Raw genomic sequence first — 16,722 nt, forward strand, 5'->3', positions numbered from 1 at the left:
GGGGGTAGCAGAAATGCTACTGAGATCCAGGGTGGCAGTCGCCGCGACGGCGGCAGGGCTTGTCACGGCGTTATTCGGAACAAGCGCGAGCGCCGCCCCGGCACCGGGCGCGGCAGGCGTTGGTGACGCCTATTACCCGAACGACGGTAATGGCGGCTATGACGTTTCGCACTACAACATCAGGATCACCTACAACCCCGCGACCGACCTGCTGACCGGGTCGACCACGATCCTGGCCCGCAGCACCCAGGAGCTGTCGAGCTTCAACCTCGACTTCCTGCTGCCGATCAAGTCCGTCCGGGTCAACAACTTCCCCGCCCGCGTCACGGCCAACGCGGGCGAGGTCACCGTCACCCCGCCCGCGGCGATCGGCAACAACCAGAACCTGACCATCGTCGTCCAGTACGAGGGCAAGCCGTCGACGGTGAAGGACGCGGCAGGCGCCAACTACTGGAAGAAGACGCCGGACGGCGCGCTCGCGGTGGACGAGCCGCACATCGCCAAGTGGTGGTTCCCGAGCAACGACCACCCGACCGACAAGGCGACCTACGACGTGTCCGTCGTTGTGCCGCAGGGCGTCGAGGCGTTGTCCAACGGGACGTTCGCCGGGACCCAGCAGACCCTCAACGGCTGGGTCCGCTGGAACTGGCGCACCACCAGTCCACAAGCGACATACCTGGCCTTCCTCGCGGTCGGCCAGTTCGAGATCCGCACCAGCACGGCACCCAACGGCCAGCAGGTGGTCAACGCCTACGGCGACAACCTCGGCGCCAACGGCCCGGCCGCGCGCGCCAGCGTGGAGCGCACGCCCGAGGTGATCGAGTTCCTGGAAACCCAGTTCGGCCCGTACCCGTTCGAGGCACAGGGCGGCGTGGTCTCGACCGGTCTCGGCTTCGCGCTGGAGACCCAGACCCGTCCGGTGTACAGCACGGCGTTCTTCCCGCGCGGTGCCAACACGAGCGTGGTCGCGCACGAGCTGGCGCACCAGTGGTTCGGTGACTCGGTGTCGGTTCAGAGCTGGCGCAACATCTGGCTGAACGAGGGCTTCGCCCGCTACTCGGAGTGGCTGTGGGCGGAGAGCCAGGCCGAGGGCACGGCGGCGGAGATCGCCCAGTACTACTACGACCGCCGTCCGGACACGGACCCGTTCTGGCAGGTCGTCGTCGGCGAGCCCGGTTCGGGCAAGGAGTTCGACATCGCGGTCTACGACCGTGGCGCGCTCGCGGTGCACGCGTTCCGCAACGCTGTCGGTGACGAGGACTTCTTCAAGATCCTCAAGACCTGGCAGGCGACGAAGAAGTACGGCAACGGCAAGATCGAGGAGTTCATCGGCCTGGCCGAGCGGATCTCCGGCAAGCCGCTGTTCGCCCTGTTCCAGACCTGGCTGTTCACCAAGGGCAAGCCGGCACCGGAGGACCTCGGCAACGCGGCCTTCTCGGCTCGTTCGGCGAAGGCGGCGACGCCGCCGAAGGCGATCGAGAAGCTGGACCTGACCCGCGACACCCTGGCCAGGACCGGCCACCTGGGTCACGGTCACTCGGAGCACGACGGCCACGGCCACTGAGGTTCCTGACAGTCGATGATCAGCCGGGCCGGGCAGCGTGTGCTGCCCGGCCCGGCCGTTCACCAGGGAATGACGTTGTCCACGGAGTCGGGGCCGCGGAAGCTGCCGGTGGGGCCGTCGGCGGGAAGCGTGGCGAGCAGGACCGGGACGCGGGCACCGTCGGCTGTCGTGCGGTCGCCGAGGGGGAACGCCGCCCCGGTGTTCTGATCCGTCGGCACAGCGCCTGGGCTGGCCGCGTTCACCTTGATGCCGTCGGCGCGCAACGCGTCGGCGTAGAGCAGGGTCAAGGCGTTGAGTGCGGCCTTGGACGAGCTGTACGCGAGCAGGCCCCGCGATGGGATCGGGCTCGTGAGGTCGTCCAGCAACGTCAACGAGCCCAGCCCGCTGGACATGTTCACGATCCGCGCTCGGTGCGAGCGACGCAGCAACGGCAAACAAGCCGACGTCACCGTGACGACGCCGAAAACGTTGACCTCGTACGTCTCGCGCAGTTGCTCGGCCGTGATCCCGGTCGGCGGGACGTCCCACTCGACCACGATCCCGGCGTTGTTGACCAGCACGTCCAGCTGCCCGGTCTCGGCGCCGATCCGCTCCACGGCCGCGGCGACCGATTCCCGGTCGGTCACGTCGAGCCGCACGAACCGGATGTCCAGATCCGCGTGCCTGGTGAGCTCGTCAGCGGCTCGTTGCCCACGGCCGGGATCACGGGCCCCCAGGTAGACGGTGTGGCCCTGCTCGGCGAGCAGGCGGACGATCTCCCGGCCGATGCCCTTGTTGCCGCCGGTGACCAGCGCGGTGGTGCTCGATTCCATGTCCTCCACTCCAGCCGGTCGCGGGCCGGGAGTAAAAGACCGATCGGGTGTGGCCCCATACCCTGGCGGTATGCCGGAGCCGGAGATCCGTGAACTGCGGTACTTCCACGCGGTCGCCCAGGAGCTGAACATCACCAGAGCGGCGGAGCGGCTCGGGATCGCCCAGCCGCCGCTGTCGAGGGCCGTTCGGCAGCTGGAACGCCGCCTTGGCGTCGACCTGTTCAACCGTCGCGACAACGGGCTGGTGCTCACCGATGCCGGTGAGGTGCTGCTCAAGGAAGCGGTCGTCGTCCTTGCTGCCCTGGACAACGCCGTCCGCGAGACTCGCCGTGCGGGCCTCGCCAAGCTTGTAGTGACCGCCAAACCAGGTGTGGCCACGGATCTGCTGCACCGGGTCTGCGAGCGGTTCCGCGCCGAACCGGACGCGCCGGAGATCCAGGTGGTGGTGAGCGGCTTCGGCGAACAGGCGGACATGGTCCGCGACGGCCGCGCGGACGTGGCGATCGCCGCGTGCGTCGACGGCCGTGGCCTGGCGACCGAGCTGCTGGCCACCGAACCCCGCGTCGCGGCGCTCGCCTCCGGGCATCCGCTGGCGGCGCGTGCCGTCCTCAGCACCGCGGACCTGCTGACCGAACCGGCACCCAGGTGGAGCGACCCGCGAGTCGTCGACCGCGACTACTGGCTGGGCCACCCGGACCGCCCGGCGGACGGCCCGATCGTCCGTGACAGCGCTCAACTCCTGGAAGTCGTCGCACTGGGACAAGCCGTCGCGTTGGTGCCTTCCTCGCTGGCCGCCCGCAACGTCCGGCCCGACGTGGTCTACCGCCCGGTGCCGGACGCCGCGCGGTACCGGACATTGGCCCTCTGGTCGGCGCGACGCCGGTCACCTTGGACAGGCCGGTTCGTCCAGACCGCGAAGACGCAGGCGTCGCCGTCGGTACAGTGCGGGCGTGGCAGTGGGTAGGGCGTCGCAGGTTCGTCGGGTCGCGGCGATCACGTTGGTGTCGATCGGCGCGACCGTGACGCTGCTCGCGGTGACGCTGGTGATCGGGGCGTACCGGGAAGACGCGGGCTTGAGCTCGCGCTCGGTGCGGACCACGGCGGAGGTGCTGTCCGTCGCCTTCGACCGGACGCTTGTGCGGTACCAGACCCCCGACGGCGCCGACCACATTCCGCCGGACGGCGTGGGTTACCCGGCGGGCTTGCAGGCGGGGCAACTGGTCGAGGTCGAGTACGACGCGGCGAAACCGGACCTGGTCAAGGTCGCGGGGCGGGGCGCGTACCTCACGTTGATGCCAGCGGGCACGCTCGTGCTGTTCCTGTGGCTGGTCATCGGGCCAGTCCTGTGGTGGCTGCGGCGGCGGTACGGGACGCTGTTCAGACGTGATCACCCACAGTCGCTGTCTCCTGCCACCAGCTGAGCACCTCGTCGGCCACGCCGGGCGCCGCCACCAGCAAACCGTCCACGGGCAGCGCGGTGTCCTCGCCGTGCCGGTCGAGCACGGACGCCCCCGATTCGATCGCCAACGCGACCGCGCCGGCCACGTCCCACTCGTGGTAGCTGTGCAGTACGGCCGCCGCCGCGTGCCCCAACGCCACCTGCGCGATGGCCAGTGCGGCCGAACCCAGCACACGGACGCCCGCATGGGCACGGGCGGCGCGTTCGATGAACCCGCCCATCCCCGGCCACGGCCCGGTCCTGGTGAGTTCGGTGCACACGATCACGCCCGCCGTGGTGGTCCGGTCGACAAGCGACACCTGGACCCCGTTGGCCCGTGCACCCCGGCCGCGCGCGGCCGCGTAGATCTGCCCGCGGTACGGGTCCGCCACCACCCCGACCACCGGACCTGACGCGTCCACCAACGCGAGGCTGTACGCGCACCACGGCACGCCCGCGACGTAGTTGGCCGTCCCGTCCACCGGGTCGACGACCCAGCGGTACTCGGCAGCGTCCGAACCGATGTCGGCGCCGAACTCCTGGCCGACGACCGGCATACCGGGGAACTCGGCGGTCAACACACGGCGGGTGTGGCGTTCCAGGGTCCGATCGGTGTCGGTGACCCAGTCGAACGGCGAGTCCTTGCCTGCCGGGCGCGCGCCCCGGCCCGCGGTCGCGGTGATCACGTCGGTTGCGTCGTTGGCCAGCCGGCCGGCTACTTCCAGTGCCCGTGACAGCAGTCCTGGTGCGACTGGCCTGGGCGGGCGCGACGACAAGAGGGTCATGCCGACCTAGAGTGACCGCGCTCGGTGTCCGGTATGCGACCGGAAGGTGACCAGCGAAGGATCGCAAGGCCACACGTTGGAAGTTTCGGCTTCGTTCCCCGGCACGTCACGCGCACGTCGCCGGTGTGCTCGGATTCCCGATCATCGTGAGGACCGTGCGAGTCGCCATCGTCACCGAGAGCTTTCTGCCGCAGGTGAACGGCGTGACGAACTCCGTTCTCCGTGTCATCGAGTACCTGCGTGACCACGGTCATCAGGCACTCGTGGTAGCGCCTGGGCCAGGCCCGGACAGCTACCTGCACGCCCCGGTCGTGCGGACCCGTGCGGTCGACGTCCCCGGTGTCACCTCCCTTCCGATCGGCCTACCAGGGCCGCGGATCACCACTGCCCTGCTTGACTTCGAACCCGATGTCGTCCACCTCGCCTCGCCTTTCGTGCTCGGCGCTGGTGGGCTGCGCGCGGCCCGTCTGCTGGACGTGCCGACGGTCGCGGTGTACCAGACCGACGTCGCCGGCTTCGCCGCGTCCTACGGCCTGGCCAGAGGCGCCGCCGTGGCCTGGCGCTGGATCCGCCGCCTGCACACGTACTCCGACCGGACGCTGGCACCGTCGACCGAAGCCGTGCAGTCCCTGGCCCGCCACGGCATCCCCCGGGTGCACCGGTGGGGCCGGGGTGTGGACACCGACCTGTTCAACCCCGACCGACGGGACACGGAGCTACGGCGTGAGCTCGCGCCCAACGGCGAGATGCTCGTCGGCTACGTCGGCAGGCTGGCCCCGGAGAAACAGGTCGCCCGCTTGGCGGCGTTGAACGACATGCCAGGTGTCCGCCTGGTTGTCGTCGGCGACGGCCCGGACATGGCGAACCTGAAGGACAAGCTGCCCGGCGCGGCCTTCCTCGGCTTCCGGACGGGCGTGCCCCTCGCCGAGGCCTACGCGAGCCTGGACGTGTTCGTGCACACCGGTCCGCACGAAACGTTCTGCCAGGCCGTGCAGGAGGCGATGGCGTCCGGTCTGCCGGTGCTCGCCCCGGACGCGGGCGGGCCCCGTGACCTCGTCGACCACGGCAAGACGGGGTACCTCCTCACTGACATGGACGCCCAACTGCGCCCGGTGGTCCAAGGCCTGCTCGACCCGGCTCTGCGATCACGGCTGGCCGCGGCCGGTCGCCGCACCGTGGCGGGCCGCACGTGGACAGCGGTGTGCCACGAGCTGATGGGGCACTACACGGCGGTGACCCGTCTGGCCCAGGCGGCGTGATGCGCGTTGTCCAGCTGGCCAACTTCTACGGCCCGAAGTCCGGCGGACTGCGCACAGCCCTGCACCACCTGGGCGCCGGGTACTGCGCACAGGGCCACGAGGTGATCCTCGTGGTGCCCGGCGATCGGTTCGCCGACGAACCGATGCCCAACGGCGTCCGCCGAATCACGTTGCCCGCCCCCAGGATCCCGGGAACAGGGGGCTACCGTGCGGTCGACCCGTGGCGCGTGCGGACGCTGCTGGCCAGGCTGCGGCCCGACCGCCTCGAGGTCTCGGACAGGTTGACCCTGCGGGGAATGGGCAGATGGGCGAGGGGCAACGGCGTCCCCAGTGTGGTGATCTCCCACGAAAGGCTTGATCGTCTGCTCGAACAGTTCCTCCTTCCGCCACGGTGGGCGCGGAATGTCGCGGACGCCGCGAACCGCCGAATGGCAAGCGACTACGACACAGTGGTGTGCACGACGGAGTTCGCCCGCGAGGAGTTCGACCGGATCGGAGTCGGTAACGTCCGGCGAGTCCCGCTGGGAGTCGACCTGTCGACCTTCACCCCGGCGCGAAGATCCCCGCGGCTGCGCGAAGACCTGGCGTCGGGAGCGGAGACCCTCCTGATCCACTGTGGACGCCTCTCCCCGGAGAAGCACGTGGAACGCAGCGTGGACACCCTGGCCCAACTGCACTCGGAAGGCCACAGCGCCCGCCTGGTCGTCGCGGGCGACGGGCCGAGCATGGGCTCGTTGCGCCGCAGGGCAACCGGCCTGCCGATAACCTTCCTCGGCTTCGTGCAGTCGCGCACCGACGTGGCCCAACTGCTCGCAACGGCGGACGTCTCACTGGCCCCCGGCCCCCACGAGACATTCGGCCTCGCGGCACTGGAAGCCCTGGCCTCCGGAACCCCGATAGTGGTCTCGGCATCATCGGCCCTCCGCGAAATAGTCCGCCCAGGCTGCGGTGCCGCCGTGGACGACCACGCGGGCGCGTTCGCGGACGCGGTCGAAGACCTCCTGGCCGCCCCGGAATCCGGCCGCCGCGAAGCGGCACGAGCGAGGGCGGAGGAGTTCAGTTGGCGCTCTTCGGTCGAGGGAATGCTCAGGGCTCTTGCTCTCGGCTGACCATTCGCCTGCGGCGCGGTTGTAACAGCGTTTTCGCTCATGTGTTCAAGTTACCGGCAAAGATCAAACGGTGACAGGTGGTTCACTCGTTCGTGTCGGCGAGGGCTGGGGAGTCTCTCAGGTGGCGGCGTGCGGTTCGTCGTTCTCGCCTAGAGTTCGGGCATGTCGCGTGCCAGCCTGGACAAGAAGCCGCGCGAGGTCGCCGAGATGTTCGACGGCGTCGCGCGCCGGTACGACCGGACCAACTCGGTCCTCACCCTGGGGTACGACCGGCGCTGGCGCGAGATGACCCGGCGGGTCCTCGACGCCCAGCCGGGCGAGAAGATCCTCGACCTCGCCGCCGGGACCGGGGTGTCGACGGTCGCGTTCGCGCGCACCGGCGCCTACTGCGTCGCTGCCGACTTCTCGGTCGGCATGCTCAGCAGCGGGGCCGCGCGCGAGATCCCGAAGGTCGCGGCCGACGCCATGCGGCTGCCCTTCGCCGACGACTCGTTCGACGCGGTCACGGTGGTCTTCGGGATCCGCAACTTCTTCGACACGCGGGCCGCGCTCGCCGAGATGCTCCGGGTGGTCAAGCCGGGCGGCCGCCTGCTCGTGTGCGAGTTCGCCAACCCGAAGTTCAAGCCGTTCCGCGCGCTGTTCCACTGGGGCATGAAGCGGGTGGCCCCGGTCATCGCGAAGGTCGTCTCGTCCAACCCGGAGGCCTACCGCTACCTCGGCGAGTCGATCAAGGACTGGCATTCCCAGCGCGGCCTCGCCGAGATCGTGGCCAAGGCGGGCTGGGGCGAGGTGGAGTGGATGAACCTCACGTTCGGTGTCGTCGCACTCCACCGCGCCAAGAAGGTCTAGCCGTCTACTTCTTGTCGGTCACCGTGCCTGTGAGATCCAGCGGGTTGCCGGTCGACGGCCACGCCGCCAGTTGCAGCCGCACCGCCTCGGTGGGTTCGGCCTCCTGGTCGGCCACCGTCGGGATGGTGAGCTCGGTGCTCAGCTTTCCCGGGTCGATGGTCGCTGTGAACCGGAGACGGGTCTTCGACAGCGGCCTCGCTGGCAGCGGCTCCTCACCGGAGTTCGCCTTGAACCACTGCGGATCCACGTCGACCGTGGACAGCTCCTGGCCTTGCGCCGGTGGGCTTGTCATGCCGTAGCGGTACAGCTGCGAATCGGCCACGGCCGACGACGTCAGAGTCCACTTCAGCACGCCACCCTCCTCGACCTCGGCATTGGCCGGGGTCGCGGTGATCACCGGTTCCGGGTCGTCGTTGAGCACGGTGAGTCCACCGCCGTACCGGCCTGCGACTGTGCCGTGGACCGCCTTGGCGAGCACTTCCTTGCTGGAGTCGTAGCTCCACCTGGTGTTCCCGGTGACGCTGAGCGGAATCTTGAGCGTCTGCTGGCCGGGGCGGACGGTCTCCAGCTTGCTGGTGACCTTGCCCTTGTCGTCGAACGTGAACAGTCGCACCGTGCCCGTGCCGTTACCCGTCACCGTGACAGGGACTTCGTAGGTGCTCGTGCCGGAGTCGCCTTCCTTCACCGTCAGGTGGCCGATGTCGATCCGTGGCAGGCTGACCGGTCGCGGATCCGGCAGGCCCGGTGCCCAGCCGTGAGCGTCGATCAGCACGGCCGAGCCGGAACCACTGGTCGGAGTCAGGTCGAGCGCGGCCACCTGGCGCAGGTCGATCCCGCGCGACGGCAACGGCACCCGTACTTCCTGGGCCCACTCCGATGACGTGCGGTCGGTCGACGGGAGACCGTCGAGGCTGACCGTGCCCAGTGTCGCCTTGCGGCCGTGGACGTCGGTGATGGCCACGTCGAACTTGTTCCCGGTGGTGTTCGGCGGGACGACCAGCCGCAACGCCAGGTTCCGCGCTCCGGCCAGGGAAACCGGCCGTTCCGGGCGGATCGAGCCAGCGCCGGACAGCTTCACCGCGATCCGGTCGGGGTCGTCGTCGACGCCCCACAACTGCACGTAGTGCGTCTGTGTGCGGAAGCCTCGTGATTCGGTGCACGCCGCAGCGGGGTCCGGTGTGGCGATCCGGCACAGCTGCGCCTGGCCGCTTGCCTTGGTCGCCTGGTTGGGCGCTACGAACGACCCGCGCGCGCCACCGATGGCGTGCGAGAGCACCCGTGCGGGATTGGCGGACGGAGCGCTGGCGCCGGAGCCGTCGAGCAGTGGCAGAACGCGCTGGTCGCCGCCGACGAAAACCTGTGCCGCGGCGGCGATGTAGGTCGCTCCGACGTTCTGCTGCTGTGCCGGGCTCAACCGCGTGGGCGTGCCCGGTGAGCACACCGCGTCGGGCTCCTCGCTCCAGAAGTCGTCATTCGCCGGGGCCACCGCCTGGCCGGGAGTCCATTCGGTGTTGAAGAAGTTGTGGTTGGCGCCGACCACGTAGAGCGCGCTGTGCAACGCGGCGCCACGGCTCACGCCACGGGTCGCGTCGATGAACATCTGGCCCTGCAGGTCGCTCACGTCGCCGTCGCACCCGGGCAGGATCGTCGCCGACGGCACGTCCGGCACCGGGTCGTGGCCGAAGATCGTCGGACCGATCAGCAGCGTGCCCCGGATGTTCCAGCGAACCGGGCCGTTGTAGCCCGTGTCGCCGGGCGGTGGGGTGAGGCTGTCCATGGCCGCGCGGTTGACGCCTTCGCCACCGCGTGAATGTCCCATCAGCAGGACGTTGGACATGTCGGGCACGGGCGAGTTCTTCACGACGTCCGGTGCGGTGTCGCGCCCGGCTCCTGCCCAGTCCGCCCATTTGGCCAAGTGCTGGCGTACCAACGACGAACGGCCCTGCGCACCCTGGTCGATGGTTTCGCCGTCCTGGGCGTTGATGCCGTTCGCCGAGATGGACACCGTGACGTAGCCCTGTGACGCGAGCAGTTGCTGCGCCTGGAGGTATCCGCGGTAGCTCGGGATGGACTTGGTGCCTGCCGGGCACGGCCAGACGAACGGGCCGTCGGCCGGTCCCTCGGGTTTGTAGCAGACCGAGTGCCTGCCGTGCAGGAAGAGCGCCACCGGTCGCTTGCCCGGCGCCCCCACCGGTGCGATCACGTTGGCCTGCATCTCCACGGCCTGCGGGTAGTCCGGCAGCTTGATCGAGTCCAATGTGTACTCACCGGCTGCCGTCCGGAACGGCCCCGGCTTGCCGGGGTCGACCGGTGCCGGTGGCAGCGCGGCCGGGGGTGCCACCGGCCTGGACTGCATCGGCCGCAGCGGTTCGTGTGCGTCCAGGCGTCGGCCGGACGAACGGGCCGCCAGATCGCGGGGGTTGACCACGCGCGTCGTGGTCAGCGTGAAAGTGCGGTGGTCGGCCGACGGCCGGGCGCGGCCGAGCATCTGGTCGCCGTCCCAGAACTCGATGGCCGAGTCGCCCACCGGTATCGGTGTCGGCGATCGCCACACCAGTTGGGTACCGCTGACCGTGAATCCTGACGACGGCCCTTGCGACGGGTCGTGGGGTGGCTGAACTGCTTGCGCGGGCGTGGCCAGGCCGACCACGAGCAGCGCGGGCAGCACCACTCTGGATATTCGCATGTGAATTACCCTCCGGTTGTCCTCCACAACCGGTTGTATCCACACTTTCGTGTGATAGCAAGATTACGGAAAGTGATATCCAGTCCCCTACCGGTTGACCCACCGCTCCCGCCATGCGATGGTCAGCCCGACCGACCGCAGCGGTTCGCCCGACTCGACGAGGTACGCCACGACCTCCTGTTCGACCTGGGAACACAGGCTGCTGAGCCGGTCGGGAACGTCGACTCGGTCGATCGCCGGGTCCAGTGCGACGGACACTTTCGCCCGCCCGCGGACCAGTCCGCTCTGCGCGAGCCGGGCGCGCGTGTAGTCCACGCGGCCGCGGCTGACGTGCCCACCGGCGAGCAGGTGATCCACGACCACGCCGGGCACGTCTCGCATCGACGGGAGGTGCCACGAGATCCAGATCGGCCGGTGCACGGTGTCATCGGCCCTGGTCACACACGGATCGACGGGCCCGGTCCGCAGCAGCTGGTAGTCCGTCGCGGGCGTGTCGTCCATCGGACTGGTGCGCCGCGCACCCCGCCGTGCGGTCAGACCGCAGTCACGGGCGAGAGCACCGAGCCCCGAACCGATTGGCAAACATGTGCCAGACACCTCGCCGAGACCGTGCCGGGCGGGTGCGACCGGTGCGACGACGTTGACGAACGCGATCTCCTGCAGCGTCGCCTCGGAGACCGACAGCAGCCCGATGTTGCGGGCCAGCAGGTCGGCCGCGATCACCGCGGACGCCCCGACCCTGGCTGGTCCGACGAACGTCAGCAGCTGAGCCCGATCGGGTACGCCACTCGGCGCCCAGCCGAACAGCTCCTCCTTCTTGCGCTGGTAGACATCCGGTTCGTGCCGCAGGACCGACCACCATTCGCCGCGCACCCGGCCGAACCGCCGGTCGGTGACCTGCAGACCCAGGCCGTACTCGGCGGCCACCCAGGCGATGTTGCGGACCAGGGTGAGGCGTTTGCGCGGATTGCTTGTGTCCAAAGCGATCAACATCCGCAACGCGAGACCGTTGGCCACCCGCGGCGCCTCACCGGATCCGTCGATGCGGAAGCGCGGCGGCGGATCCTTGAACGGTGCCACCGGCGACTGGAGGAACAGGATCGGCACCTCGTCGCCCGCTGCCGTCGTCATCACCTTGTACGCCAACGTGATCATCAGGCAGTCGGCGTAGTCCGGGCACCACGGCTCGTGGCCGAGCGTCAGCAGGATCTCGGTGCTGTGCGCGGAGTCGTACAGGAAGTCCGGGTTGATCATCACGCTGCCGCCGAACCACCCGCCGCCGTCGTCCTGCGCGATCACCCCGGTGGGCGGGTATCCCGGTGTCACGGGCGACCACGTGCGCAACTGGAACCCGACGCCACCGGTCCTGACCGACAGGTACTCGCCGATCGCGGCCGACGCCTCGATGCCGGGCTGCGGCCCGGTGAGGTGCCCGACGCTGAACTGGATAGCCGGGCTGGCCGAGCCCGCGGCTCGCGCGGCGATCTTGGCGAGCGCGGGGTACTGGCGGGTCGGGCTACTCACGCGCATCACGCCCCAACGTGGAGAAGTTGACGACACAGTCCCGTTTTCGCCTGCCTGGCCGGCCGGTGATCTCGGCGACGAGCCAGTTCGGGCTGACCGTGCTGACCGGCACCCGGATGCGCCGTTTCACCGCGTTGGTGACGTTGTTCGCGACCATCGAGACGGCGAGCAGCACCAGCAGCCAGATGGCGGCCTCGAACGGCAGACCCAGTGCGTCCGCCTTCACCGCGGCGACGCACAACGCGAGCGAACCGGCGATGATCATGGACAGATACGCGACGTACCGTGGAAAGAGCCGCAGCCTGCCGAGCACCGACCGCGCCGACGGGATCTCGAGCCTGGCCAGCAGCAGGCCGGGGACGAGCAGCAGGACGGTGACGATCGCGTCGGCCGACGAGACCGGCGAGTGCTCGTCGAACGTCGGTTTGAGCCTGCTGCCGACGTCGTCGAGGAAGAAGATGCCGCGGAACACGTCCGGTTGCAGGATCACGCCGAACGCCAGCACCAGCACGGTGACCGCGAGCAGCATCTTCGAGACGTTCGACGCCAGCGAAGGCGGATCGTCGACCAGGGCGATGTACAGGTTCGCCTCCACCGGCTCGACCGACTGCGGATCGGCGCCGAACGGCCTGCGCCGCCAGTGCGCGTGCCCGGCGTTGTCGCGCGGGTCGTTGTCCACGTACAAGTCTCTGTCCATATTGGACGATTCGAGGTCGTCGGCCAGCTGCCGCAGCACCGGTGGGGTGAACACGCCGTCCGCGAGCTTGCGGTAGTGGTCGGCCTCGTACTTCTGCGAGAAGTCGGACAGCCACGCGATCAGCGTGCCGTTGTTCGCGGGGAACACCGGGCGCCTGCGGGTGAAGCCCGCGTAGCACTCGTCGAGGTACGTCTTGAACGCGTCGAGGTCCCGCTGCCGCCTGCGGCCGAACTCCGCCAGCCGCGAGCCGATGCTCTGCAGTTCCTGTTCGAGCAGCTTGGGGGAGACGGAGTTCAGCGCGTCGTACTCGTCCGCGACCGCGCGGATGTCGTTGACGAGCGTCCGCAACGCGGGCCCGTCGACGTCGCTGGTCAGGAAGAACCGCCGCACCGCGATCTCCGGCGGGACCTCGATGGTGACGTGGTAGGAGTTGACCGCGCGCGGGATGACTGTCTGGTACCGCACGGTGAACTCGTGCCGGGGAAGCAGGCCGCGGCGGATCGTGGCGCGGTCGCGCAGGTCCTGTGAGCGCGCGGGCATCACGGGCGCGTCGAACTGCAGGAACACCTGTGGCTTGAAGGTCGGGACTTCGACGACCAGCATGTACTCCGACGACGCGATGTCCAGCAGCCGGAGGAAAGCGCTGTCCGGCGGGAAGAGGTGGACGAGTGCGTGCTCGGCTCGTTCCCTGATGCTCTCCGAGTCCGTCGCCCTGGTGCGGCGGGTGTGGTCGGTCGGCAGCTTCGGCGGCTGGCCGCCGTTGTCGATCATGTTCGCGATCGCCGCCTGGATCAGCCAGCGGGAGCGGTGCAGGCCGTGGCGGACGCCGTAGAGCGGGTCGTCGGGGTCGGCGGTGCGGGGATCCGCGTCGAGGAACATCCGGAACGCCTTGGCCATGCCTTGGATCAGTGCGGTCGCGGTCTCCTGGTGGGTGGCGCGGGGCATGACGGCGCTGTGGGCGTCGCGCACGACGACCGGCGCCTGATCCGTCCGGGCCTGGCGGGCGACGGGGAGCCAGACGGTTTCGGGTTCACCGGTGGAGTCGGGGTCGGTCCGCAACGCCTGCAGCTGGTCGTCGCAGAGAGTGGTGAGGTCGACGTCGATGCTGACCGATCGGGTCATGTGGGTGGAGTCGACCAGCGTCAACGCCTCGGTCATCCGGTCGACGTGTTCCAGTCGCAACGCGAGCGCGAGCAGGTTGAGCCCGAGCGCTTCCTGGTAGGTGTTCTGGGGTGGGGGCGAGGTCGGAATCGGCGTCTGCCACAACGCCGACCGCAACCGGTCCAGGGCCATGGGATACCTCCGTGCCCATCGTGTCCCAGGTCACCTCCGCGGCGCAGCTAGAATTGCCCCAAGGGGAGATCGTGAAACTCTTCACAAGGGAGCGGCTGTGGGTACGCGACGACGCCCGGGTGACGACGCCGAAGTGATCGTCGTCGGCGCCGGCCCGGCCGGATCGACCGCGGCGGCGTACCTCGCCCGAGCCGGTGTGGACGTGTTGCTGCTGGAGAAATCCCAGTTCCCCCGCGACAAGGTCTGTGGTGACGGCCTGACCCCGCGCGGCGTGAAGCAGCTGATCGACCTGGGCGTCGACACCAGTGAAGAAGCAGGCTGGGTGCACAACCACGCACTGCGGATCATCACCGGTGACCTGCAGCTGCACCTGCCATGGCCGGAGCTGTCCTCGATGCCGCCGTACGGCATGGCACGAACCCGCCATGACCTTGACGAACTGCTGGCCAAGGTGGCGGAGCGGTCAGGCGCCCGCCTCCAGCAGAACACGACGGTGATCGGCGCTGTGCAGAACCACGTCGGCCGCGTGACCGGCGTAAGAGCCAAGATCGGCCCGGACAGGACAGAGGTGACGTACTCGGCGCCGCTGGTGCTGGCCTGCGACGGCGTCTCGGCCCGCCTCGCCCTCTCGGTGGGAATCGACAAGCACGAGAATCGCCCGATGGGAGTAGCGGTCCGGCAGTACTACGCCTCCCCGAGGTCGAAGGACGACTTCATCGAAGGCCACCTGGAGCTGTGGGACAGGAGCGACCCGGCGAACCCGAGGCTGTTGCCCGGCTACGGCTGGGTCTTCCCGCTGGGAGACGGAACGGTGAACGTCGGCCTGGGAATGCTCTCGACCTCGGCGGCATTCCGCGGCACGGACTACCGGGCGCTGCTGCGCCAATGGCTCGACGGAACCCCGGAGGAGTGGGGCTTCCGCGAGGAGAACGCGCTGGGCAAGGTGGGCGGAGCGGGCCTGCCGATGGGCTTCAACAGAACCCCGCACTACCGCGACGGGATGCTGCTGCTGGGCGACGCGGGTGGAATGGTGAGCCCCTTCAACGGCGAGGGCATCCAGTCGGCGATGGAGTCGGCGAAGATCGCGGCGGAATGCGTGGTCCAAGCCCTGGCCCGGACCGAAGGCCCCTCCCGTGAACGCGCACTGCACGCGTACCCGGCGCGGATGCGCGAGCTCTACGGCGGCTACTACCGAATCGCCAACCTCTTCGCGAAGATCATCGGAAAACCGAGGATCATGCGCGCCGCGACGAAGTACGGGCTGCGGATAAACGCGCTGGTCCCGCTGGTGCACAAGGGAATGTCCGGCTGCTTCGACCCGAAGGACGGCGACGTCGTCGACCGGATGATCTCAGTCGCCAGCAGGATCACCCCCGCTCTGCGCTGACCGCGGCCGTCTCGGTCACCGGCACACTGTCCTGAAACGAACCTGAATCGAACCCGCCACCGCGCGGGTGCGATCGGTCTCACACGGACGTGTCTGTGCCCTGGGGGTTCCCTCCTGTGAGCCAAGTCTTAGACTTCCGTCACGTCCTGTGAATCGCTTCACACGGTCATGGGACAGCTTGTGAAGACTTTCACAAGCTCGGCGACAAGCGTTCGCGCTGGTCGGAGCCTGAAAGGGCTGGGGATGGTGTGCTTTGTTAGGCGTGCCTAACCAGGAGGGGTGTGAGCAAGACCCCTTAGGGTGCCGACGAGGGCGATCGATGCGCGGAAAGGACGGCGTTGTCAATGGTGGGCGACGTGCTGGCCCAAGGCAGTGGTTCAGACCTCGGCTCGTATCTCCCGATGGTGTTCCTGCTGGCACTGGGAGTGCTGTTCGCGGGGGTCTCGGCGACGCTTGGCGCTCTGGTCGGGCCGAAGCGGTACAACAAGGCGAAGTACGAGGCCTATGAGTGCGGCATCGAGCCGTCGCCGCAGCCCGTCGTCGGCGGTGGGCGCGTCCCGGTCGCGTACTACCTCACCGCGATGCTGTTCATCCTGTTCGACATCGAGATGGTCTTCCTCTACCCGTTCGCGGTCACCGCGGACGCCCTCGGCGTGTTCGGGGTGGTTGAGATCGTCCTGTTCATCGCGACCGTCGGTTTCGCCTACGCGTACGTCTGGCGCCGCGGCGGACTGGACTGGAACTAGAGGGGCAAGCATGGGAATCGAAGAGAAGCTCCTCCCCAACGGAGTCATGCTGGCCGGCTTGGAGAAGCTGGTGAACTGGGCCCGGAAGAACTCCGTGTGGCCCGCCACGTTCGGTCTGGCCTGCTGCGCCATCGAGATGATGACGGTCGGCGGCGCGCGCTACGACTACGCGCGGTTCGGCATGGAGCGCTTCAGCGCCAGCCCCCGCCAGGCCGACCTGATGATCGTCGCCGGCCGGGTCACCAACAAGATGGCCCCCGTCCTGCGGCAGATCTACGACCAGATGCCCGAGCCCAAGTGGGTCATCGCGATGGGTGTCTGCGCCTCGTCCGGCGGCATGTTCAACAACTACGCGGTTGTCCAGGGCGTCGACCACGTCGTCCCCGTCGACATCTACCTGCCGGGCTGCCCGCCGCGCCCGGAGATGCTGCTCGACGCGATCCTCAAGCTGCACCAGCGGATCTCCGAGGAGCCGCTCGGCCCTCGCCGCGCCGCGAAGCTGCTGGAAGAGGGCTTCCAGAAGGAAGAGCTGATCCCGTCCTCCGAGCGCTACGCCAAGAAGAAGGGCTGAGC

14 protein-coding genes are annotated in these 16,722 nt (G+C 68.9%); 9 read left to right on the forward strand and 5 right to left on the reverse strand.

The features are described from left to right. Nucleotides 1–13 precede the first annotated feature (13 nt). Nucleotides 14–1,564 carry a M1 family metallopeptidase gene (locus ALI144C_RS45770; RefSeq protein WP_076993490.1) on the forward strand — a complete coding sequence of 517 codons (1,551 nt, stop codon included), beginning with the start codon at nucleotides 14–16 and terminating at the stop codon, nucleotides 1,562–1,564. Between the two features lie 59 nt (nucleotides 1,565–1,623). Here the strand turns inward: ALI144C_RS45770 and ALI144C_RS45775 are convergent, their stop codons facing one another. Then, the gene (locus ALI144C_RS45775) at nucleotides 1,624–2,376 is read right to left on the reverse strand and encodes an SDR family oxidoreductase (RefSeq protein ID WP_076993491.1); all 753 of its coding nucleotides are present in this window, start codon (nucleotides 2,374–2,376) and stop codon (nucleotides 1,624–1,626) included. Nucleotides 2,377–2,446: 70 nt separating this feature from the next. Between ALI144C_RS45775 and ALI144C_RS45780 the strand changes: the two genes are divergently transcribed. Beyond that, nucleotides 2,447–3,340, forward strand: coding sequence for a LysR family transcriptional regulator (locus ALI144C_RS45780; RefSeq protein ID WP_076993492.1), 894 nt, complete (start codon nucleotides 2,447–2,449; stop codon nucleotides 3,338–3,340). Continuing rightward, nucleotides 3,327–3,797, forward strand: a complete 471-nt coding sequence (locus ALI144C_RS45785; protein ID WP_330359651.1) for a DUF3592 domain-containing protein — start codon at nucleotides 3,327–3,329, stop codon at nucleotides 3,795–3,797. Before ALI144C_RS45780 ends, ALI144C_RS45785 begins: the two co-directional genes overlap by 14 nt. Here ALI144C_RS45785 and ALI144C_RS45790 read toward each other — a convergent pair. Beyond that, nucleotides 3,754–4,599: an inositol monophosphatase family protein gene (locus ALI144C_RS45790; protein ID WP_076993494.1), complete on the reverse strand. Its 846-nt coding sequence runs from the start codon at nucleotides 4,597–4,599 to the stop codon at nucleotides 3,754–3,756. The two genes, ALI144C_RS45785 and ALI144C_RS45790, sit on opposite strands and share 44 nt — an antisense overlap. Nucleotides 4,600–4,754: 155 nt before the next feature. Here ALI144C_RS45790 and ALI144C_RS45795 point away from each other — a divergent pair, with 155 nt between their 5' ends. The 3 genes from ALI144C_RS45795 (at nucleotide 4,755) to ALI144C_RS45805 (ending at nucleotide 7,816) form a co-directional block, all read left to right on the forward strand. After that, nucleotides 4,755–5,858 carry a glycosyltransferase family 4 protein gene (locus ALI144C_RS45795; protein ID WP_202819208.1) on the forward strand — a complete coding sequence of 368 codons (1,104 nt, stop codon included), beginning with the start codon at nucleotides 4,755–4,757 and terminating at the stop codon, nucleotides 5,856–5,858. Further along, complete coding sequence (locus ALI144C_RS45800) at nucleotides 5,858–6,967, forward strand: glycosyltransferase (RefSeq protein ID WP_076993495.1); 1,110 nt, start codon at nucleotides 5,858–5,860, stop codon at nucleotides 6,965–6,967. The genes ALI144C_RS45795 and ALI144C_RS45800 overlap by 1 nt, the downstream gene beginning before the upstream one ends. A 162-nt stretch (nucleotides 6,968–7,129) precedes the next feature. After that, on the forward strand, nucleotides 7,130–7,816 hold the full coding sequence (locus ALI144C_RS45805; RefSeq protein ID WP_076993496.1) for a demethylmenaquinone methyltransferase: 687 nt from the start codon (nucleotides 7,130–7,132) through the stop codon (nucleotides 7,814–7,816). A gap of 4 nt (nucleotides 7,817–7,820) precedes the next feature. On the opposite strand, the gene ALI144C_RS45810 is transcribed toward ALI144C_RS45805, so the two are convergent. From ALI144C_RS45810 to ALI144C_RS45820, 3 genes are all read right to left on the reverse strand, one after another. Further along, nucleotides 7,821–10,502: an alpha/beta hydrolase family protein gene (locus ALI144C_RS45810; protein WP_076993497.1), complete on the reverse strand. Its 2,682-nt coding sequence runs from the start codon at nucleotides 10,500–10,502 to the stop codon at nucleotides 7,821–7,823. Between the two features lie 87 nt (nucleotides 10,503–10,589). After that, nucleotides 10,590–12,026, reverse strand: a complete 1,437-nt coding sequence (locus ALI144C_RS45815) for a hypothetical protein (protein ID WP_143231259.1) — start codon at nucleotides 12,024–12,026, stop codon at nucleotides 10,590–10,592. Continuing rightward, nucleotides 12,019–14,016: a hypothetical protein gene (locus tag ALI144C_RS45820; RefSeq protein ID WP_076993499.1), complete on the reverse strand. Its 1,998-nt coding sequence runs from the start codon at nucleotides 14,014–14,016 to the stop codon at nucleotides 12,019–12,021. The genes ALI144C_RS45815 and ALI144C_RS45820 overlap by 8 nt, the downstream gene beginning before the upstream one ends. A gap of 97 nt (nucleotides 14,017–14,113) precedes the next feature. On the opposite strand from ALI144C_RS45820, the gene ALI144C_RS45825 reads away from it, so the two are divergent. From ALI144C_RS45825 to ALI144C_RS45835, 3 genes are all read left to right on the forward strand, one after another. Continuing rightward, nucleotides 14,114–15,403 (forward strand): geranylgeranyl reductase family protein, encoded by a 1,290-nt coding sequence (locus ALI144C_RS45825; RefSeq protein ID WP_076993500.1) that lies wholly within the window; start codon nucleotides 14,114–14,116, stop codon nucleotides 15,401–15,403. A 344-nt stretch (nucleotides 15,404–15,747) separates the two neighbouring features. Next, nucleotides 15,748–16,149, forward strand: a complete 402-nt coding sequence (locus tag ALI144C_RS45830) for an NADH-quinone oxidoreductase subunit A (RefSeq protein ID WP_076993501.1) — start codon at nucleotides 15,748–15,750, stop codon at nucleotides 16,147–16,149. A gap of 10 nt (nucleotides 16,150–16,159) precedes the next feature. Then, nucleotides 16,160–16,720, forward strand: a complete 561-nt coding sequence (locus ALI144C_RS45835) for a NuoB/complex I 20 kDa subunit family protein (RefSeq protein WP_076993502.1) — start codon at nucleotides 16,160–16,162, stop codon at nucleotides 16,718–16,720. The last annotated feature ends 2 nt before the right edge of the window (nucleotides 16,721–16,722 follow it).

This window comes from Actinosynnema sp. ALI-1.44, assembly GCF_001984155.1.
GTDB lineage: Bacteria > Actinomycetota > Actinomycetes > Mycobacteriales > Pseudonocardiaceae > Kibdelosporangium.